This is a genomic window from Stenotrophomonas sp. TWI377, assembly GCF_039674525.1.
In the GTDB taxonomy this organism is placed as follows: domain Bacteria; phylum Pseudomonadota; class Gammaproteobacteria; order Xanthomonadales; family Xanthomonadaceae; genus Stenotrophomonas.
The window spans coordinates 46,520-65,733 of record NZ_JBDJNT010000007.1; the positions used below are offsets into that span (position 1 = coordinate 46,520).

13 protein-coding genes are annotated in these 19,214 nt (G+C 68.3%); 4 read left to right on the forward strand and 9 right to left on the reverse strand.

Annotated features, from left to right (window positions below):
- Window positions 1-69 precede the first annotated feature (69 nt).
- Window positions 70-834, reverse strand: coding sequence for a CPBP family intramembrane glutamic endopeptidase (locus ABE546_RS08285; RefSeq protein WP_346463246.1), 765 nt, complete (start codon window positions 832-834; stop codon window positions 70-72).
- 153 nt (window positions 835-987) lie between these two features.
- Here ABE546_RS08285 and ABE546_RS08290 point away from each other — a divergent pair, with 153 nt between their 5' ends.
- Window positions 988-1,284, forward strand: a complete 297-nt coding sequence (locus ABE546_RS08290; protein WP_088432901.1) for a zf-TFIIB domain-containing protein — start codon at window positions 988-990, stop codon at window positions 1,282-1,284.
- An 18-nt stretch (window positions 1,285-1,302) separates the two neighbouring features.
- On the opposite strand, the gene ABE546_RS08295 is transcribed toward ABE546_RS08290, so the two are convergent.
- The 6 genes from ABE546_RS08295 to ABE546_RS08320 all read right to left on the reverse strand — a co-directional run bounded on the left by ABE546_RS08295 (window position 1,303) and on the right by ABE546_RS08320 (window position 8,381).
- The gene (locus tag ABE546_RS08295; protein ID WP_346463247.1) at window positions 1,303-1,815 is read right to left on the reverse strand and encodes a GNAT family N-acetyltransferase; all 513 of its coding nucleotides are present in this window, start codon (window positions 1,813-1,815) and stop codon (window positions 1,303-1,305) included.
- 100 nt (window positions 1,816-1,915) lie between these two features.
- Window positions 1,916-3,001, reverse strand: coding sequence for a copper resistance protein B (locus ABE546_RS08300; RefSeq protein WP_346463249.1), 1,086 nt, complete (start codon window positions 2,999-3,001; stop codon window positions 1,916-1,918).
- The gene (locus tag ABE546_RS08305; RefSeq protein WP_346463251.1) at window positions 2,998-4,791 is read right to left on the reverse strand and encodes a copper resistance system multicopper oxidase; all 1,794 of its coding nucleotides are present in this window, start codon (window positions 4,789-4,791) and stop codon (window positions 2,998-3,000) included. Before ABE546_RS08305 ends, ABE546_RS08300 begins: the two co-directional genes overlap by 4 nt.
- Window positions 4,792-4,895: 104 nt before the next feature.
- On the reverse strand, window positions 4,896-5,291 hold the full coding sequence (locus tag ABE546_RS08310) for a CopL family metal-binding regulatory protein (RefSeq protein ID WP_346463252.1): 396 nt from the start codon (window positions 5,289-5,291) through the stop codon (window positions 4,896-4,898).
- A 95-nt stretch (window positions 5,292-5,386) separates the two neighbouring features.
- The gene (gene recQ, locus ABE546_RS08315) at window positions 5,387-7,192 is read right to left on the reverse strand and encodes a DNA helicase RecQ (protein ID WP_346463254.1); all 1,806 of its coding nucleotides are present in this window, start codon (window positions 7,190-7,192) and stop codon (window positions 5,387-5,389) included.
- 637 nt (window positions 7,193-7,829) lie between these two features.
- Window positions 7,830-8,381, reverse strand: coding sequence for a Dps family protein (locus ABE546_RS08320; protein ID WP_019185151.1), 552 nt, complete (start codon window positions 8,379-8,381; stop codon window positions 7,830-7,832).
- 96 nt (window positions 8,382-8,477) lie between these two features.
- Here ABE546_RS08320 and hrpA point away from each other — a divergent pair, with 96 nt between their 5' ends.
- Window positions 8,478-12,581 (forward strand): ATP-dependent RNA helicase HrpA, encoded by a 4,104-nt coding sequence (hrpA, locus tag ABE546_RS08325; RefSeq protein ID WP_346463256.1) that lies wholly within the window; start codon window positions 8,478-8,480, stop codon window positions 12,579-12,581.
- A 55-nt stretch (window positions 12,582-12,636) separates the two neighbouring features.
- Here hrpA and ABE546_RS08330 read toward each other — a convergent pair whose 3' ends face one another.
- Window positions 12,637-13,149 (reverse strand): hypothetical protein, encoded by a 513-nt coding sequence (locus ABE546_RS08330; RefSeq protein WP_313210466.1) that lies wholly within the window; start codon window positions 13,147-13,149, stop codon window positions 12,637-12,639.
- 132 nt (window positions 13,150-13,281) lie between these two features.
- Here ABE546_RS08330 and ABE546_RS08335 point away from each other — a divergent pair, with 132 nt between their 5' ends.
- Both ABE546_RS08335 and ABE546_RS08340 read left to right on the forward strand, forming a co-directional pair.
- On the forward strand, window positions 13,282-15,435 hold the full coding sequence (locus tag ABE546_RS08335; RefSeq protein ID WP_346463258.1) for a bifunctional (p)ppGpp synthetase/guanosine-3',5'-bis(diphosphate) 3'-pyrophosphohydrolase: 2,154 nt from the start codon (window positions 13,282-13,284) through the stop codon (window positions 15,433-15,435).
- A 29-nt stretch (window positions 15,436-15,464) separates the two neighbouring features.
- A complete protein-coding gene (locus ABE546_RS08340; RefSeq protein WP_346463259.1) occupies window positions 15,465-17,027 on the forward strand; it encodes a hypothetical protein in 1,563 nt (520 codons plus the stop codon).
- Here ABE546_RS08340 and ABE546_RS08345 read toward each other — a convergent pair.
- Window positions 17,024-19,123: a glycosyltransferase gene (locus ABE546_RS08345; RefSeq protein WP_346463260.1), complete on the reverse strand. Its 2,100-nt coding sequence runs from the start codon at window positions 19,121-19,123 to the stop codon at window positions 17,024-17,026. The genes ABE546_RS08340 and ABE546_RS08345 overlap by 4 nt on opposite strands.
- Window positions 19,124-19,214: the final 91 nt, after the last annotated feature.

The following is a 19,214-nucleotide window of genomic DNA, read 5'->3' on the forward strand; positions in this document are numbered from 1 at the left end:
ACCGTCGACGGCGACCAAATGCCGGGTGAATCGGGGGCGGGATCGTACCGCCCGTAGCGCCCACGGCGCTCAGGCAACGGCCGCCGACCGCCGGCGTCCACGGTGCCAGGCCCACACCAGCCCGACCGCCAACCCCGCTGCCGACAGGCGCAGCACTGTCGCCGGCCAGCCGACCGCGGTGGCCTCGCTGATCACGAAGACGTTCCAGGCCAGGTTGAGCGAGACGTGCAGGGCCAGCCCGCTCCACAGGGTGTAGTCGTCCAGGGTGTTGAGCCAGGCGAATACCAGCCCGCCGATGCCGGTGATGGCGAACACCTGCAGCGCCATGCCCCCGCCGCCGCCGAACGACCACCAGTGGATCGCACCGAAGATCACCGCCTGCACCAGCGCGGCCGCCAGCCACGGCCAGCGCTGCTGGCGATGGGCGAAGATGAAGCCGAAGCCGCGGAAGATGATTTCCTCGGCGAGCGGGAACAGCACGCCGAGCATCAGCAGGGCGAGCAGGTCCTGGGTGGGATTCACCCCGCCCAGCCACCACAGGCCGAGCCAGCAGGGCAGCGTGGCCAGCAGCGCCAGCCCCGGCCCCTGCCAGCCATTCCAGCGCAACCCGAGCAGTGCGTGCAGGCGTTGCCCGGGGCGCAGCAGCAGCGCAGCCACGGCCAGCACCAGCAGCACGCCCAGGCCGTTGTCGAGGATGGCGCCGCCATAGGGGATCGGCAGCTTCGGAATCGGCGTGCCCAGCCACGCGGCGAGGTCGCGCAGATTGATCGACACGGCCAGGGTCAGCACCACCACGCAGGCGGACAGCCAGGTGGGCAGGCGGAGGGACGGCATGGGACGCTCCATATCCAGGGACGGCGTGGATTGTTCGCGATTGCCACACCCGCAGCATGGGGCATAGGTCGGGGGGCCATCGGTCATGGCCGCGTTGCACCACGGTCAGGTATGACCGGCTAGAGTGCGGCTTTGCCCCTTGGATTGCCGCCCATGCAATGCCCCGTATGCAAGACCCAAGCGCTGCAGATGTCCGAGCGCCAAGGCATCGAGATCGACTACTGCCCGCAGTGCCGTGGCGTGTGGCTGGACCGAGGCGAGCTGGACAAGATCATCGAGCGCTCGGCCGGTGCCGCCGCCCCCGCGCCGGTGCGCGCGGCCGCACCGCCGCCGCCGGCTGCCGTGCAGCACCGTGATACCCGACACCTGGGCCAGCAGCAGTACGGTGACCAGCAGGGCTACCGCAAGAAAAAGAAAGAGAGCTTCCTGTCGGACCTGTTCGACTTCTGATGCACGCCTGCGCTGCGCTCAGGCGCGGCGCAGGATGAATTCCCGGTCGACGCTGTCGCCGACCGGGAAATCGTATTCGCCCACCTTGCTGCAGCCGTAGCGCGCATAGAAGCGCTGCGCACCCAGGTTCTCGGACCACACGCCGATCCACAGCGTGCGCCGCTGTGGCTGATCGAGCCACGCCAGGAAGGCGTCCATCAGGCACGCGCCGTGGCCGCCACGCTGGTGACTGGCGAGCAGGTAGAGGCGTTTGAGCTCGATATCGCCCTCGCTGGCCTCGGCATGCGGCAGGCTGTTGGGCCCTGCGGCGAGATAACCCACCACATGTTCCCCGTCTTGCAGCAGCCACGCCGCGTTGCGTGGATCGGCGAGTTCGTGACGCTGCGGCTCGACCGAATAGTGCCTGTGCAGGAACGCGTGCAGGTCCTGCGGCGGGTAGGAATCGCCGAAAGTTTCGGTGTAGGTGGCGATGGCGATCGCCGAGAGCGCATCGGCATCGGCAACGGTGGCACGGCGGAGGGTCAACATCATGGCGCAAGGCAGGCAGGTGGGGCCGGCAGCTTACGCCATCGCCTGGGGTCGGCCGTGGTTCCGGGTACGTCGGTACCCGGAACCTGTCATCGCGGCTGGATCAGAACCAGACCCGCACGCCCGCCACCCAGCGGGTATCGCGCGCGCGCTCGCCGGCCGCCTCGTGGTAATCAGCGGTATCGCCGAACAGCCGCTCGTGGCTGATGCCGATGTAAGGCGCGAAGCGGCGGCTGAACTCGTAGCGCAGGCGCAGCCCGGCCTCGACCTTGTTGAGTCCCGAACCGTTGCCATACTCCGGTTCGTCCTTGGCCGAGAAACGGGCTTCCACCAGCGGCTGCAGGATCAGGCGGTTGGTCAGCAGCAGCTCGTACTCCACTTCCACCGTGGCCGCGACCTGGCCGCCTTCGCCGACATAGGCCGTGGCCGAGGTCTCGAATTTGTACGGCGCCAAGCCCTGGATGCCGAACGCCGCCCAGGTGCGTGAATCGGCCGGGCGGAAATCCTGTTTCACGCCGACCAGTACGTCCCACCACGGCGACACGCTGCGGCCGTACATCACTTCCAGATCGGTCGATCCGGTGCGGCCGTCACTGCGCTCGCCTTCGCTGCGCAGCCACAGCCGGTGGATGTTGCCGCCGACCCAGCCGCTGGCCTCCCACGCCTGGCCGGTACCGTGCTGACCGTCCCAGTGTTCGAGGCGGTTGACCAGCAGCATGCTGTGGATCTCCGGCGCATGCTCCATCGCGCCGTGGTCGATCGGCGGGAACGCGGCGAGGCGGTCGGCGGCGGTCACGACAGGAATCGGTTCGAGCGGTTCGGTAGGGGCAGGCGGCTTCGGCGTGCCATGCCCCATCGCGGCGTGGTCCATCTTCGAATGGTCCATCTCGCCGTGATCGGTCGTGCCGTGGTCCATCGTCGAATGGTCCATCTGGCTGTGATCAGTGCTGCCGTGGTCCATCGTCGAATGATCCATCTGGGCGTGGTCGACGCTACCGTGGCCCATCTTCGAATGATCCATCTGGCTGTGATCGACGTTGCCGTCATCTGCCGGTGGCGCATCGGTCGGGGTCGGTGTCGTGGCATGGCTGGCATGGCCGGCATGCGACTGCGCCCAGGCCGGTGCCGACAATGCCAGCAGCAGGGCAGTGCTCAAGGCCGATGTGGCGATGAAAGGTGAGCGGCTCATTCTTCGATCCTCACTTCGCGCATCATGCCCGCTTCCATGTGGTACAGCAGGTGGCAGTGGTAGGCCCAGCGGCCGAGTGCGTCGGCACGGACGCGGTAGGTGCGGCGGGTGCCGGGCGGCATGTCGATGGTGTGCTTGCGCAGGTGGAACTCGCCGTCCGCGTTTTCCAGATCGCTCCACACGCCGTGCAGATGGATCGGGTGCTGCATCATCGTGTCGTTGACCAGCACGATGCGCATGCGCTCTCCGTAGTTCAGGCGCAGCGGTTCGGCGCTGGCGAAGGGAATGCCGTCGAAGGACCAGCTGAATTTTTCCATGTGGCCGGTCAGGTGCAGCTCGACCTCGCGGCCGGGATCGCGCCCATCGGGATCGTCGAACAGGCTGCGCATCGCGCCGTAGGTGAGTACGTTGCGGCCGTTGTCGCGCAGGCCGATACCAGGGTCATCCAGCTTGGGCTCGGTGGCCATGCTCTGCATGTCCACCAGCGGGTTGCCTTGCTCGCTGGCCGGGTGACGCGGCGCGTTGGTATCGGCGCCGTGCGCGCCGTGGCCCATGCTGGCACCGCAGCCGCCTTCCATGCCCTTCATGTCGTGGCCCGCCATCCCGTTGGTGGCATGGCCCATGTCGTGGCCCATGTCACTCATGGTCAGCAGCGGGCGCGGGTCGCGGGCGGGAATCGGCGCCTGCAGGCCGTGGCGTACCGCCAGCGTGCCGGCGGCATAGCCGGTGCGGCCCATGTCCTGGCAGAAGATCGTGTACGCGTCCTGGCCGCTGGGTTCGACGATCACATCGAAGGTCTCGGCCGGGGCGATGCGGAATTCATCGATGCTGACCGGGTGGATGTACTGGCCATCGGCGGCGACCACGGTCATCTTCAGGCCCGGGATGCGCACGTCGAAATAGGTCATCGAGCCGCCGTTGATGAAGCGCAGCAGCACCTTCTCGCCGCTGCGGAACAGCCCGGTCCAGTTGCCGGCCGGGGCGGTGCCGTTGAGCAGGTAGGTATAGGTGTGGGCGTTGATGTCGGAGATGTCGGTTGGCGTCATCCGCATCCGGCCCCACATGCCGCGGTCGGCGGTGGCCGCGGCCCAGCCGTCCTTGCGGACATCGCGGAGGAAGTCGGGCAGGGTGCGCTTGTAGTAGTTGTCGTATTCGGCAAGCTTCTTCATGCGCCGGAACAGCGCGCCGGGGTCCAGGTCGGTCCAGTCCGAGAGCAGGATCACGTGCTCGCGGTCGACGTGATACGGCGCCGGTTCGAGCGGGTCGATGATCAGCGCGCCGTACAGGCCTGCCTGTTCCTGGAACAGGGAATGGCTGTGATACCAGTACGTGCCCGACTGCTTGAGGGTGAAGCGGTACTGGTAGGCCTCGCCCGGGGCGATGCCGTTGAAGCTCAGGCCGGGCACGCCATCCATGTTGGCCGGCAGCAGCAGACCGTGCCAGTGGATGGAGGTGGGGTGGCCCTGCAGCGTATTGGCGACCCGGATGTTGACCGTCTGGCCTTCGCGCCAGCGCAGGATCGGCGCGGGCAGGCTGCCGTTGACGGTGATCGCCGGGCGGGTGCGGCCGGTGAAATTGGCCAGCGATTCGCCGATGCTCAGCTGCACATCATGGCTGCTGAGCACCTGTGGGGCACCGGCAAGGCCGGGGCCGGCGGCGGCGAACGCACGCGGGCTCAGACCCGTGGCGGCCAGGCCGGCGACCACGCCGCCGGCAGCCACGCCCTGGACGAACAAGCGGCGCGACGGCATGGGCGGGGTGCCCGTGCCGGGTGTTTTGGGGAAAGACATTGCAACTCCGGATCTGATTCGAATGGCACACGCAGTGCCGTCAACGCACGCACACCGGGGCATGCGCGCAGAGCATCAGGCAGGCGCTCGCAGAGCGCGGCGGATCAGGCGATCGGAGGGCGGGTGATGCGGTCCAGCGGGGGCATCGGCCGCGACGGATGCGCGGTCAGGATCGGTGCCAGCGACAACGGTGGCGGCGTGGCGATCCACGCGATCTGGACGGTCAGGCTGGGCTGCTGGGCACAGCTGCGCAGGCAGTCCTTGATCTTGCAATGGTCGCCATCGTGCGGGGCCTGGACGCTGGTGTCGGCGGTGGCCATGGCGTCGTGATGGTGCGCGGCAGGCATCGGTGCATCGCCATGGCAGGGCGTGCCGGGTGTGCTGGCTCGGCTCGGTTCGGCCATGGCCAGCGCCATGGGACCGGCCATGGCGACATTCAGCCCGTTGAGCAACAGGCTGAGCATCAGGACGACTCGCAGGAGCAGGCCACTGGCGGACATGGGGCCTCACCTTACTGCCAAACCCTGGCGGCCGCACCTGTGGCTGAACGCAGGGTTCAACTCTGGAGCCGGGTCTGCCTGAACAGGCCGGGGCATCAGCCTTCCTCGCGCACGATCTCGACCAGGCGGTCGCCGTAGCGGGCCAGCTTGGTGCCGCCGATGCCACCGACCCGGCCCAGCGCGTCGACGCTGGTGGGGCGCTGTTCGGCGATATTGCGCAGGGTGCTGTCGTGGAAGATCACGAAGGCCGGCACGTTCTGCTCGCGCGCGAGTTCGGCGCGCAGGCCACGCAGCGCGTTGAACAGCGCCAGATCCTGCGGCAGCACCGACAGGCCGGTGCGCTGGCCGCTGCGCTCGCGCTCGCGGGCGGCCTTGGGTGTTTCGCGGCGCATCATGACCTTGCGCTGGCCCTTGAGCACCTCGCGGCTCCCATCGGTCAGGCGCAGGCCACCGTACGCGCTGCTGTCCACCTCCAGCAGGCTGGAGGCGACCAGCTGGCGGAACACGCTGCGCCAGCTGCGGGCATCCAGGTCCTTGCCGATCCCGTAGGTACTCAGCTCGGTATGCCCGAACTGACGGACCTTCTCGTTGTCACCGCCGCGCAGGATGTCGATCAGATGGCCGACACCGAAGCGCTGCCCGCTGCGGTAGACGCAGCTCAGCGCTTTCTGGGCGGCGACGCTGGCATCCCAGGCATCCGGCGGCAGCAGGCAGTTGTCGCAGTTGCCGCACGGTTGGGGGTAGGTTTCCCCGAACCCGGCCAGCAGGACCTGGCGGCGGCATTGCATGGATTCGCAGTAGCCGAGCAGGTGGTCGAGTTTGGACCGCTCGAGCGTTTTGCGGTCTTCGCCGGCTTCGGACTGTTCGATCATCTGCTTGAGCAGCACGACATCGCCGAGCCCATAGCAGAGCCAGGCTTCGGCAGGCTCGCCGTCGCGCCCCGCGCGGCCGGTTTCCTGGTAATACCCTTCCATCGATTTGGGCAGATCGGTATGCGCGACGAAGCGCACGTCCGGCTTATCGATGCCCATGCCGAAGGCGATGGTGGCGCACATGACGATGCCATCCTCGCGCAGGAAGCGGCGCTGGTTGGCGGCGCGTACCTCGGCGGGCAGGCCTGCGTGGTAGGGCAGGGCGTTCATGCCCTCCTTGCACAGGAACTCGGCGGTTTCTTCCACCTTGCGCCGTGACATGCAGTAGACAATGCCGGCTTCCTGGCGGTGGACCTTGAGAAAGTCCAGCAGCTGGCGCTTGGCGTTGTCTTTCTGGACGACGGTGTAGCGGATGTTGGGACGGTCGAAGGAGCTGACGAAGTGCTGGGCGTTGGTCAGGTCCAGGCGTTCGGCGATTTCGCGCTGGGTCGGCGGATCGGCGGTGGCGGTCAGCGCGATGCGCGGGACGTCGGGCCAGCGCTCGTGCAGGACGGTGAGCTGGCGGTATTCGGGACGGAAGTCGTGGCCCCACTGCGAGACGCAATGGGCTTCGTCGATGGCGAACAGGGCGATCCGGCTGCGCGAGAGCAGCGAGAGGAAGCGGCCGGTCAGCAGTCGCTCGGGGGCGACGTAGAGCATTTCCAGTTCGCCGGCGAGCAGTTCGCGCTCGACGCGGGCGGCGGTTTCGCCATCGAGGGTGGAGTTGAGGTATTCGGCGCGCACGCCGAGCTGGCGCAGGGCTTCGACCTGGTCCTGCATGAGGGCGATCAGCGGCGAGATGACGATGCCGGTGCCGTCGCGGAGCAGGGAGGGGACCTGGTAGCAGAGCGATTTGCCGCCGCCGGTGGGCATGAGGACGAGCGCGTCATTGCCGGCGGCGACATGCTCGACGATCGCCTGCTGCGGACCGCGGAATTCGTCGTAACCAAAGATGCGGCTGAGCAGGTCGTGCGCGGGGCGGGAAGACATCGCGCTAGTTTACCTTGCCCAGGCTACGGGCCGTGTCCTCGGATGCCGGATCGGTGTGTAGGAAAGCCGAGGCCGGAGCCAAAGCCGGAGCCAAAGCCGGAGCGGGAGCCAGAGCCAGAGCCAGAGCTGAAGGCGCAAAGCGCCGGGCGTGGCCTCCTACGGGGTTGGCGCGGTGTGGGTGGGTCTGCTGGACCCGCCGTGAACCCGTCCATGGGGGCTCGATGTGCGCCATCCATGGCGCACAACGGTCCTGCAGACCCACCCACACCGCGCCGTCGACACTTGGCTGGTCTTCAAAGGAGAGCCAGTCGAGAGCCAGTCAAACGCAGACAGGCGCCAATCGGCGCCTGTCTGCTGTTACTTGCCTTACACCTGTGGCCTGAGGCCTGTTACCGCTTGCCGAAGAGGCCGCTCTGGCTTGCCCAACCGTCCATCCAGATCTGTCTGGCGAGTGGGGGCCAGGCCCTGACGGGACCGTCGTGCGCCATGGATGGCGCACGTCGAGCCCCCAAGGATGGGTTTACGGCGCGTCCCGGCGGGGCCTGGCCCCCGCTCGCCAACACGGAGATGCCCGTCAGCCAAAGCCGTTGCCTCTGCCTTTGCCGTCAGTCAGCCAAGCCCGCCAAAAAACAAACCCTTACTGCAGCAGCGAACGCAGCATCCAGGCGTACTTTTCGTGGGTCTGCAGACGCTGGGTCATCAGATCCTCGGTCGGCGCGTCGTCCGCATCGTCTGCCACGTCCAGCACTTTGCGCGCCGTACGGCACACCGCCTCGTTGGCGGTGACCAACTGGCGTACCATTTCACGCCAGTCCGCGCTGTCGGTCAGGCCCGGCTCCTCGGCGATCGAGGTCAGGGCCGCGAACTCGCGGTACGAGCCCGGGGCATTGAAGCCCAGTGCACGGATGCGTTCGGCCACGTCATCCAGGGCCGCCCACTGTTCGGTGTACTGGGTCTCGAACATGGTGTGCAGCGAGTTGAACATCGACCCGGTCACGTTCCAATGGAAGTTGTGGGTCTTCAGGTAGAGCGTGAACGCATCGGCCTGGAAGGCCGACAGTCCATCGGCGATCTTCTTGCGATCGCCCTCCTTGATCCCGATATCGATGTTCGGGGCCGACGGGGCCGCCGCGCCGAGCTTCTGCTTGGCAGTCTTGGGCTTTGCCGGGGTCTTGGTCGTCTTCGCCATGGGAGAACTCCTTATGGATGGGATGAATCGGATGGCCTTCACAATAGATCAGACTACCCTTTCAGTAGTAAACAAAAGTTCTAAACGAATCGGTTGATGAGCGCTATCGAAAAACCACATGCAGCACGCCTGGCCCAGCAGCAGGCCGCCATCAACGGGGCCATGAGCCGCGACCGCGGTCGTTTGCTGGGGATGCTCTCGCGTTGGCGGGCCAAACCGGCGGATACGGGGCTGGCGGCGGCGTTCGAGCAGGCCTTGCAGGCGTCCGTGCAGCGCCGTGAAGCGCGTGCGCTGAATCAGCCGACCATCACTCTGGACGAGCAACTGCCGATTGCGCGTGAAGCCGAGGCCATCACCGCGCTGATCCGCGACCACCAGGTCGTGGTGATCGCCGGTGAAACCGGCTCGGGCAAGACCACCCAGCTGCCCAAGCTGTGCCTGGCCGCCGGCCGTGGCACCGCCGGCATGATCGGCTGCACGCAGCCGCGACGGATCGCCGCGCGTGCAGTGGCGACCCGCGTTGCGCAGGAACTGCAGTCCGAGCTGGGCACCACGGTGGGCTACCAGGTGCGCTTCACCGATCGCGTCGGTGACGATACCCGCATCAAATTCATGACCGACGGCATCCTGCTGGCCGAGATCAGCAGTGACCGCTGGCTGTCCAACTACGACACGATCATCGTCGACGAGGCGCACGAACGCAGCCTCAACATCGATTTCCTGCTGGGCTATCTGAAGCAGCTGCTGAAGAAGCGGCCCGATCTGAAACTGATCGTCACCTCGGCGACCATCGATACCTCGCGCTTCGCCCAGCATTTCGACGATGCCCCGGTGATCAGCGTGGAAGGCCGCACGTTCCCGGTGGAGGTGCGTTACCGGCCGCTGGAAGGTGAGGGCGGCGGCGAGGCTGACGGTGGGCGCGATGGCGAGCGCACCGTCAATGATGCGGTGGTCGCGGCGGTGGATGAAATCACCCGGATCGACCCGCGTGGCGACATCCTGCTGTTCTTCCCGGGCGAGCGCGAAATCCGCGATGCGCACCAGTCCCTGGAACGACGCAAGTACCGTGGCACCGACGTGCTGCCGCTCTATGCGCGGCTGTCGGTCAAGGATCAGGACCTGGTGTTCAACCCCGGCGCCAACCGGCGCATCGTGCTGGCCACCAACGTCGCCGAAACATCGCTGACGGTGCCGCGCATCCGCTATGTGATCGACCCGGGTTTCGCCCGCATCAAGCGTTACAGCCCGCGCCAGAAGCTGGACCGGCTGCACATCGAAGCGGTCTCCCAGGCCAGCGCCAACCAGCGCAAGGGCCGCTGTGGCCGCGTGTCCGAAGGCATCTGCTACCGGCTGTATTCCGAAGCGGATTTCCAGTCGCGCCCCGAATTCACCGATCCGGAAATCCGCCGCTCCAGCCTGTCCGGGGTGATCCTGCGGATGCTGCAGCTGGGCCTGGGCAAGATCGAGGATTTCCCGTTCCTGGAGGCACCGGATGAGCGCGCCATCGCCGATGGCTGGCAGCAGCTGGGTGAGCTGGGTGCGGTCGATGCCGAGCGCCGCCTGACCCCGATCGGGCGCCAGATGGCGCGCCTGCCGGTGGACGTGAAACTGGCCCGCATGCTGGTCGCCGCGCAGGCCCAGGGCTGCCTGCGGCCGATGCTGGTGATCGCCTCGTTCCTGGGCATCCAGGACCCGCGCGAGCGCCCGCCGGAAGCGCGCGCCGCGGCCGACAACGCGCATGCGCTGTTCGCCGATGGCCGCTCGGAGTTCGTCGGCGTGCTGCGCCTGTGGGACGGCTACCGCCAGGCTCACGAAGACCTGACCCAGTCCAAGCTGCGCGACTGGTGCGGGCGGCATTTCCTCGGCTTCCTGCGCATGCGCGAGTGGCGCGAACTGCATCGCCAGCTGCGCGTGCTGTGCGAGGAGCTGGGCTGGACGGAAGAAGCGGCCGAGACCTCCCTGGCACCGTTGCTGGCCGGTTCGTCCGCGCCTGCACCGGCGCGCGACGACGAGGCGAAGATCAAGGCGACGCGCGGCCAGCAGCACCGTGCCGCACGCCTGGCCCGCGAAGGGAAATCCGAGCCGGCGCCTGCCCAGAACACGCCGGCATCGGTCAAGGGCGCCGATGCCGAGGCGCGCAACGCCTTCAGCGACAAAGTGCGCGCAGCCGCCTACCAGACCCTGCACCGTGCCTTGATCGCCGGCCTGCCCACGCAGATCGGCCACCGCAGCGACAAGGGCGATTTCCTGGCGCCGCGCCAGCGCCGCTTCCTGCCGTTCCCGGGCTCGACCCTGGCCAAGCGGCCGCCGCCGTGGCTGCTCACCGCGACCTTGCTGGATACCCAGAAAATCTGGGGCCTGACCAACGCGGCGATCGAGCCGGACTGGGTCATCAACGAGCTGCCGCACCTGCTGCTGCGCAAGCACTTCGATCCGCATTGGTCGCGCGCGCAGGGCCAGGTGCTGGCCTCCGAGCAGATCAGTCTGTTCGGACTGGTGCTGGCCCCGAAGAAGCCGGTGCACTACGGCCGCATCGCACCGGGCGAAGCGCACGACATCTTCGTGCGGCAGGCCCTGGTGACCGGCGAAATCAACACCCGTGCCGGCTTCGTCGCCGACAACCTCAAGGTGCTGGAGCAGGCGCGCGAAGAGGAGGCCAAGCTGCGCCGTGCCGGCATCGTCGCCGATGAAGGCTGGCAGGCGCGCTGGTACCTGGACCGGATTCCGGCCGAGATCCATTCGGCGATGGGCCTGGATACCTGGTGGAAGGCGCTGGCGCCGGAGAAACGCCGCGCGCTGTCGTGGGCACTGGCCGATCTGCTGCCGGGCGAGGGCAGCGACGCCGAACGGTATCCCGCGTATCTGCCGCTGGGTGATGCACGGCTGCCGCTGCATTACACCTTCGAGCCGGGTGCCGACGAAGATGGCGTCACGTTGGAGGTGCCGCTGCACCTGCTCAACGCGCTCGATCCGGCGCGGTTGTCGTGGCTGGCGCCCGGCTTCGTAGCCGACAAGGCTGCGGCCCTGATCCGCAGCCTACCCAAGGCGATGCGCCGCAACTATGTGCCAGCACCGGACTTCGGGCGCGCGTTCGCCGAAGCGTTTGCCGAGCCGACCGCCGATGACATCCGTGGCGAGCTGGCACGGTTCCTGTCGCGTGCGACCGGTGCCAAGCTGGCCGCGACCGATTTCGATGACGCAGCGCTGGACGCCCATCTGCGCATGAACCTGCGGCTGCGCGATGCCGATGGCAAGGTGCTGGCGACCTCGCGCGATCTGGATGCACTGCGCGCCCGCTTCGGTGACAAAGCGGGGGATGCCTTTGCCGCGCGCGCCGGGCGTGCGCTGGCAGCCGAAGGGTTGCGCGATTTCCCGGCCAGCCCGATCCCGCTGCAGGTGCCTGGCGAAGCCGGCGTGCCGGCCTATCCGGCGCTGGTCGACCAGGGCGAGACCGCCGCGTTGAAGATTTTCGCCGATCGCAACGAGGCGCTGGAGCAGCATCCGCTCGGCGTGCGTCGATTGCTGGAGATTGCGCTGGCCGACAAGGCCAAGCAGGCGCGCAAGCAGCTGCCGGTGCCGCCCAAGACCGGGTTGTTGTATGCCGCGATCGAATCGCAGGAACGCCTGCGTGGCGACCTGGTCGATGCCGCGATGAACGCGGTGCTTGCCGATGGCCTGGGTGATATCCGCGACCCGGCCGCGTTCGCCAAGCGCAGCGCGGAGGCGGGCAAGGCGTTGTTCGCAGAGGCGATGGCCCGCCTGAAGCTGGCCGAGAACATCCTGGCCCATGTGGCCGAGCTCAAACCACAGCTGGAAGCGCCGCTGATGGGCTGGGCACGCGGCAATCTGGATGACATGGAGCAGCAGCTGGCCGCGTTGGTCCATCCTGGCTTCCTGCGCGAGACCCCGGCCGATGCCCTGGCGCAACTGCCGCGCTACCTGCGCGCAATGATCCTTCGCACTGAGCGTGCCAAGCGCGATCCGCCGCGCGACCAGGCGCGGATGCTGGAGCTGCGGCCATTCGTGGATGCGTTGGCACAGGCCGAGGCCCGCGGGTTGCGGGAGCGGCCGCAGTGGCAGGACCTGCGCTGGGATCTGGAAGAGTTGCGGGTCTCGCTGTTTGCCCAGGAGCTGGGCGCGAAGACCGGGATTTCAGCCAAGAAGCTGGCCCAGCGCGTGGCCGCGCTGCAGAAGCCTTGATCCGGCAGTGACCCGTGCCAGGTCGGCACGGGTCACTGGGGTTGCCTGAAGCGGATTATTTGACGCGGCGGACCTTGGCGCGGGTGTTGACGCCCTGGATCTGCATGTACCACACCCCGCCGACGCCGGGAGCGATGCTGACCTCAGGCGACTGGCGGCGGACACCTCCGACTTGGACATCGTCGACCTGCTCCCATTCCTGGGCGTTGGCGAGCGCGTAACGCTGGCCCTTGCCAAAGCCGCGGAATTCTCCGGTCAAGACGCTTTTGATCGGCTCCTTGGTGCCGAAGTCGAAGAAGCCGTGGTTTTTCACGATGACTTCCTGACGACCCTCTTCGCGGGCCTGCTCGCGGGCATCGGCCGCCAGCGCGGCCACCTTGCCCTGCAGCCAGTTGTTGAGCTCGGCCAGTTCCTGCGGCGTGAGCTTCTCCAGCCCGGCCGCCTTGAACTCGGCCGGCGACATCTGCTGCTGCAGATCGCCTTCGACCACGCGCTGGGCCAGCGCCGGGAGCGAGAGGCTCATCATGACGGCCGCGCAGGCCAACAACCGCAGACGGGAAAAGCGCATGGCAGGGTCTCTCCTAGGAATGGCCGCAGTGTAGTGCCAGCGCCCCGGCATGTGCACATGCTGGTGATGGCGATTGTCGGGGGGGCGCTGCGGCGCTAGTGTAGGTGGCCTCTGTCTTGTCTGTACGATGCTGTGAACCGCGCTTCCTCCCCTGGCCTGGATGGCTTGTTGAACCGACCCTCGGTGGCTTCGCTGCCGGCTGAGCTGCGCGAGGCATTGCTGCAGCGCTGGCAGCAACCCGAGGCCGATCTGGAACGGCGCGCGGGCTGGCCGGTGCTGGCTGACACGCTGGATGCGCTGTCATTGCTCTCGGCCGACGAGTCTGCCTTGCTGGCCACGTTGCTGTTCGATCTGCCGTGGTTGCGTGCCGGTCTGGACACGCTGCCGATCGGTGCGCTCAAGCCGGTGGTCGTCGGCCTGCTGGACGGCCTGGACGCCGCCGACCAGGTCTGGGCGCTGCACGCCGGGCGCGAGGCCGGGCGCAACAGCGAAGGCCTGCGTCGCCTGCTGCTTTCGATCATCCGCGATCTGCGCGTGGTGCCGATCCTGCTCGCCCGCCAGCTGGCCCGCATGCGCGGTGCCGATCGCTTGCCCGAAGAAGAGCGCCGCGCGCTGGCCCAGCTCACTCGCGACATCCATGCGCCGCTGGCCAACCGGCTCGGCATCTGGCAGTTGAAGTGGGAGCTGGAGGATCTGGCGTTCCGCCATCTGGAACCGGAGACCTACCGCCGCATCGCGCGCGAGGTGGATGAAACGCGCTTGGCGCGCGAGCGCTATGTCGAGGGCGTCAAAAAGGCGTTGTCGCGCGAGCTGCTGGCGCAGGGCATCCGCGCCGAGGTCAGCGGCCGCCCGAAGCACATCTACAGCATCTGGCGGAAGATGCAGAAGAAGCGGCTGGCCTTCGAGCAGCTGTACGACATCCGCGCCGTGCGCGTGATGGTGGACGACGTGGCCGCCTGCTACGCCGCGCTGGGCGTGGTGCATGCACTGTGGGCGCCGGTGCCGAGCGAATTCGACGATTACATCGCGCGCCCGAAAGCCAACGATTACCGTTCGCTGCATACCGCCGTGGTCGGCCCGGAAGGGCGCACCATCGAAGTGCAGATCCGCACCCACGACATGCACGCCCAGGCCGAGCTCGGCGTGGCCGCGCATTGGCGCTACAAGGAAGGCAGCAAGGGCGCGGAAAAGGCGTTCGACCGCAAGATCACCTGGATGCGGCAGCTGCTGGAGCAATCCCAGGACGGGCATGCAGGCGAACTGGCCGGTGCGCTGGATGCCGAGCTGACCGAAGACCGGGTCTACGCGCTCAGTCCCAAGGACGAGGTGATGGACCTGCCCCAGGGTGCCACGCCGTTGGATTTTGCTTACCACGTGCACACCATGGTCGGGCACCGCTGCCGGGGAGCGAAGGTCAACGGCCGCATCGTGCCGCTGACCTACCGCCTGCGCAGCGGCGACCGCGTCGAGATCCTGACCGGCAAGGAGGCCGATCCCCGGCGCGACTGGCTGCTGGCCTCCAGCGGGTTCCTGGCCAGCAACCGTTCGCGTGAAAAGGTGCGCGGGTGGTTCCACAAGCTGGACCGCGCGCGCAACGTGCAGGCCGGCCGCGAGCTGCTCGAGCGCGAACTCAAGCGCCTCGGCCTGCAGCACGCCGATCTGGCCATCGCGGTGAAGAAGTTCCACGCCGACAGCGTCGACGATCTCTACATCCAGGTGGCGCTGGGCGATACCGGGCCGAACCAGGTCAGCCGCACGCTGCTGGAAGCCGAACGTGCCGCCAGCCAGCCGGCGGCGCCGGTACTGCCGCGCCCGACCGCGCGGCGCGAGAGTGTGCGCAGTGCCGATTTCACCGTACAGGGCGTGGGCAACCTGCTGGTGCAGCTGGCGCGTTGCTGCCAGCCGGTGGCCGGCGAGCCGATCGTCGGGTATCTGACGCGTGCGCGCGGCGTCACCGTGCACCGCACCGACTGTGCCGCGCTGGCACGGCTGGCCGCGGCCAGCCCGCAGCGGATTCTTCCGGTGGAGTGGGGCCAGGCCGGCGGTGGCTATGAAGTGGACGTGGTGGTCGACGCGGTCGACCGGCGCTGGCTGCTCAAGGACATCACCAACCTGATCGCGCAGGAGGATGCCTATGTGCTGGACATCCACAGCGACAACGTCCGCAACAGTGGCCGTGCGCATCTGCGCCTGCGCCTGAAGGTCAGTGACTACGGCCAGCTTTCGACCCTGCTGGGCAAGCTGGATGCACTGCCCGGCGTCAGCGAAGCCCGGCGTCTAGGCTGAGCTCACGTGCCCCACGCTAGGCTCGCGCCATGAGCCGGGACGATGACAGGCATGACGCCGCCCACGAAGCACTGCGACGGGTGCGCCGCGAAGGCCGCTGGTGGTGGTTGCAGGCGCGCCATGCCCGGCGCATCTGGCGCTGGGCGCTGCTGGTGGCCGTGCTGCTGTTCGTCAGCCTGGCCCTGTTGCGCCGGCCGCTGGCCAACTGGTTCTGGAACGAGCCGCAGATCGAGCAGCTGCTCGACCAGGGCGATCGCGCGCTGGCCGCGGGCCGGTTGAGTGCGGCAGATGGCAGTGGCGCACGTGAATCCTTCCAGGCCGCGCTGGCGCTGGACACCGACCGCTTGCAGGCGCGCAGCGGTCTGGCACGCACCGGCCAGGCTGCCCTGCAGCAGGCGCGGGATGCGCTGGACCGGGGCGATGCACCAGCGGCGACCGCCGCGCTTGCGCTGGCCCGCGAACTGCAGGTGCCGCAGCGCGATGCCGATGCGGTGGCGCAGCAGCTGCACGCACACGACCAGGCACGCGCGGGCATCGGGGCGTTGCTTGGGCGCGCCGAAGCGGCCCTGCAGGCGCAGCGGCTCGAGGGCAGCCCCGATAGCGCGCTGCCGCTGTTCCAGCAGGTGCTGGCGCTGTCCCCCAACCAGGTGCGCGCACTGGAGGGGCGCGAGGATGCGCTGTCCGATCTCCTCCAGCAGGCGCGCACGGCGGCCGGACGCGGCGACGTAGCCAGGGCGGCGGCGCTGGTGCGCAGCGCGCGTGGTTTCGATGCCGGGCATGTCGATCTGCCGGCCACCCAGGAGGCGCTGAACAACGCGCTGGAGCGACGCCAGCGCGAGGGCGAGATCGCGCTGCGCCGGCAGAAGCTGGAGGTTGCGGCCGATGCATTCGCAGCGGTGCTTTCAGCGCTGCCCGACGATCCTGCCGCGCGCCGTGGCCAGCTGCAGGTCGCCGATGCGCAGCTCACGCGTGCGACGCGGCTGGCCGGCAACTTCCGCTTCGACGACGCAGCCCGGGCGCTTCAGGTGGCCCAATCGCTGGGCGCGTCCACGCGTTCGCTGGAGGCGGCCCGCCATGTGATCGAGCAGGCGCAACGCTCCCAGGCGGCATTGAAGACCCCGGCGGTGCCGAGGGCGCAGCGCGAACGCACACTGCGCCGTCTGCTCACGCGCCTGGAGGAGGCAGAGGGCCGTGGCAACTTCCTGGACCCGCCCGGACGCAGTGCTTACGACGCCCTGCGCGAGGCCCAGGGCGTCGCGCCGCAGGACCCGCGGGTGCGAGCCGCCGCGCAGCGCCTGCTGCCCGCAAGCCGGCAGTGCTTCGAAGATCGCCTGCGCGAGAACCGCGTGTTGGCGGCGGGGGCGTGTCTGGACGCCTGGCAGACGTTGTCGACCAATGATGCCGCCCAGGCCGCCGCGCGACGGCGGCTGGCGCAGCGCTGGCTGGCCATCGGCAGCGAGCGCCTGGGCTCGGGCGACATCGCTTACGCGCAGCAGGCGCTCGAGCAGGCGCGGCGCTGGCAACCGGACCTGCCGGAATTACCGGCCTTCGCCGAGCGCCTGCGCAGCGCCGGCGGTGGCTCGGGCACTTAATCCAGGAACACCCGCTGCACGGTGGCGCGGGCCGCATCCAGCGAGAAATGATCCACGATGTTCTGCAGCCCGGCAGTCGAGAGCCGGCGCCACAGGGCCTCGTCCTGGTACAGCCGCACCACGGCCTGCGCGAATGCCTCGGCATCATCGGCCACCAGCACATCTTCGCCATCGCGCAGATGCATGCCTTCCACGCCACAGGTCGTGGCGACCACCGGCTGCCCATGCGCCATGCTGAGATTCACCTTGCCCTTCACGCCGGCACCGAAGCGCAGCGGCGCGACGGCGATGCGGATGCCATCCATGTAGGGCACCACGTCCGGCACGAACCCGTGGATCTCCACGCCCGGCTGGGTCACGGCCAGCGCGCGCAGGGTGTCGGGCACGGCCGCGCCGATGCAGTGGAAACGGATGTCGGGGAGCTGTGCACGGATGCGCGCGAAGACGTCACCGATGAACCACTGCATGGCATCCAGGTTCGGCGGATGACGGAAGCCGCCGACGAACACCAGATCGCGCCGCTCGGCCCAGTCAGGGCCGGCGCCAGCAACCTCGTGCAGATTGGAGATCAGTTCCACGGTCGCGCCCGGGGCATCGACGCGCAGCTGCTCGCGCTCGGCAGCGCTGACCAGCACGGTCACATCAACCTCTTCCATCACCGCCAGCTCGCGTGCGCGGGTGCGCTCGGCATTGCGCAGCAGCCCGGCATCCCCGGCGATCTCCGCACCCCGGCGTTCGCGCAGGTAGTGCAGGTCGACGGTATCGAAGACGGTGCGGGCCTGGGGCGCACAGCTGCGCAGCAGCGGCAGGCACTCGTGGGCGACGTGGTAGCGGACCATCATCACCACATCGAAGCGGGCGCCGTTGGCGCGCAGCCACGGCGCCACACCGTCCAGGTAGGGGGCGTACCAGACCTCCACGCCAAGCGCCTGCAGCGCCTCGGTGGCGGTGCCGCCGTGCTCGCGCCGGGTCGGCACGAACACCACGTGGACCCCGGCTTCGAGCAGCATGCGGATCAGGTTGTACTGGCGTAGCGAGGCCGAGTCGCGGTCCGGCTGCGGCACTTCTTCATCCAGGATCAGGACCTGGCGCTGGGCACGGTGCAGCAGGGCTGGCGAGGGAACGCTGCCGACGGCGGGCTGCGCCGGCAGTGCGCCAGCCCACTTCGCCGCGAAGACGCCGCGGTTGCGGACCTGGTAGGCCTTGATCCCGCTGCCGGTATCGGTGCCGTTGCTGGTGCCCTCGTCATGCACCACGCGGCTGGCCGGTTGCACCAGTACGCGGTGGCCGCTGGCGCGCACGGCGAAGGCCAGGTCGGTGTCTTCGTAATACGCCGGCTTGTAGCGCAGGTCGAAACCCCCGATCTCTTCCCACAGGGCGCGCGGGATCATCAGCGCGGCGCCGGAGCAGTAGTCGGCATCGCGCAGCGCGCTGTAGCGCGGATCTTCGGGCGATTCGAAACGGCCGTAGCTCCAGCCGCTGCCATCCTGGAAGATCACCCCGCCCGACTCCTGCAGGCGGCCGTCGGGGTAGAGCAGCTGTGAACCGACCAGGCCGGCGCGTGGCACCCGGGCGAAGGTGGCGAGCAGGGCATCCAGCCAGCCCGGCTGCGGCACCGTGTCATTGTTGAGCAGCACCACGTACTGGCCACGCGAACGCGCGACGCCATCGTTGCAGGCCTCGATGAAGCCGCCGTTGCTCGCGCGCACTTCATGGCGCAGGCCGCGGATCTGCGGCATCCAGGTGATCGTCTCGTCGCTGCTGCCGTCGTCCACCACCAGGATCTCGCAGGCGACCTGCGGCGGATGCGCGGCCAGTGCCCGCAGGCAGGCCAAGGTGTGCGCAGCGTGGTTGTAGACCGGAATGATGATGCTGACCACCGGGCGCTCGCTGGCGGGGACGGTGAACGGCGCGAATGCTGTGGCCTCCGGCAGGTACAGGGGCGCCCCGCGGGGCGCCGGCACGGCCTGGGTGTGGACCCGGATGCGATGCCAGGTAGCGCGCCAGCCCCGGGTGCGCAGACTGGCCAGACTGCGACGGAACAGGCCAAGCATGCGGTTCAGGAAATAGCGAGCATCGGCCAAGGACATCGACATCCCGTTGCAACTCCAGCTTAAGCGGGGGAACCCGGGAGAACGCGCCGCTCGCAGTGGCTGCGTTAGACTCGCCGGAATCCATATTCTCGCA

What these genes read in the sequence shown, in the direction of transcription:
- ABE546_RS08285 (WP_346463246.1), bottom strand. Translation starts at nt 834, where the DNA reads ATGCCGTCCCTCCGCCTGCCCACCTGGCTGTCCGCCTGCGTGGTGGTG.
- ABE546_RS08290 (WP_088432901.1), top strand. Translation starts at nt 988, where the DNA reads ATGCAATGCCCCGTATGCAAGACCCAAGCGCTGCAGATGTCCGAGCGC.
- ABE546_RS08295 (WP_346463247.1), bottom strand. Translation starts at nt 1,815, where the DNA reads ATGATGTTGACCCTCCGCCGTGCCACCGTTGCCGATGCCGATGCGCTC.
- ABE546_RS08300 (WP_346463249.1), bottom strand. Translation starts at nt 3,001, where the DNA reads ATGAGCCGCTCACCTTTCATCGCCACATCGGCCTTGAGCACTGCCCTG.
- ABE546_RS08305 (WP_346463251.1), bottom strand. Translation starts at nt 4,791, where the DNA reads ATGTCTTTCCCCAAAACACCCGGCACGGGCACCCCGCCCATGCCGTCG.
- ABE546_RS08310 (WP_346463252.1), bottom strand. Translation starts at nt 5,291, where the DNA reads ATGTCCGCCAGTGGCCTGCTCCTGCGAGTCGTCCTGATGCTCAGCCTG.
- recQ (WP_346463254.1), bottom strand. Translation starts at nt 7,192, where the DNA reads ATGTCTTCCCGCCCCGCGCACGACCTGCTCAGCCGCATCTTTGGTTAC.
- ABE546_RS08320 (WP_019185151.1), bottom strand. Translation starts at nt 8,381, where the DNA reads ATGGCGAAGACGACCAAGACCCCGGCAAAGCCCAAGACTGCCAAGCAG.
- hrpA (WP_346463256.1), top strand. Translation starts at nt 8,478, where the DNA reads ATGAGCGCTATCGAAAAACCACATGCAGCACGCCTGGCCCAGCAGCAG.
- ABE546_RS08330 (WP_313210466.1), bottom strand. Translation starts at nt 13,149, where the DNA reads ATGCGCTTTTCCCGTCTGCGGTTGTTGGCCTGCGCGGCCGTCATGATG.
- ABE546_RS08340 (WP_346463259.1), top strand. Translation starts at nt 15,465, where the DNA reads ATGAGCCGGGACGATGACAGGCATGACGCCGCCCACGAAGCACTGCGA.
- ABE546_RS08345 (WP_346463260.1), bottom strand. Translation starts at nt 19,123, where the DNA reads ATGTCGATGTCCTTGGCCGATGCTCGCTATTTCCTGAACCGCATGCTT.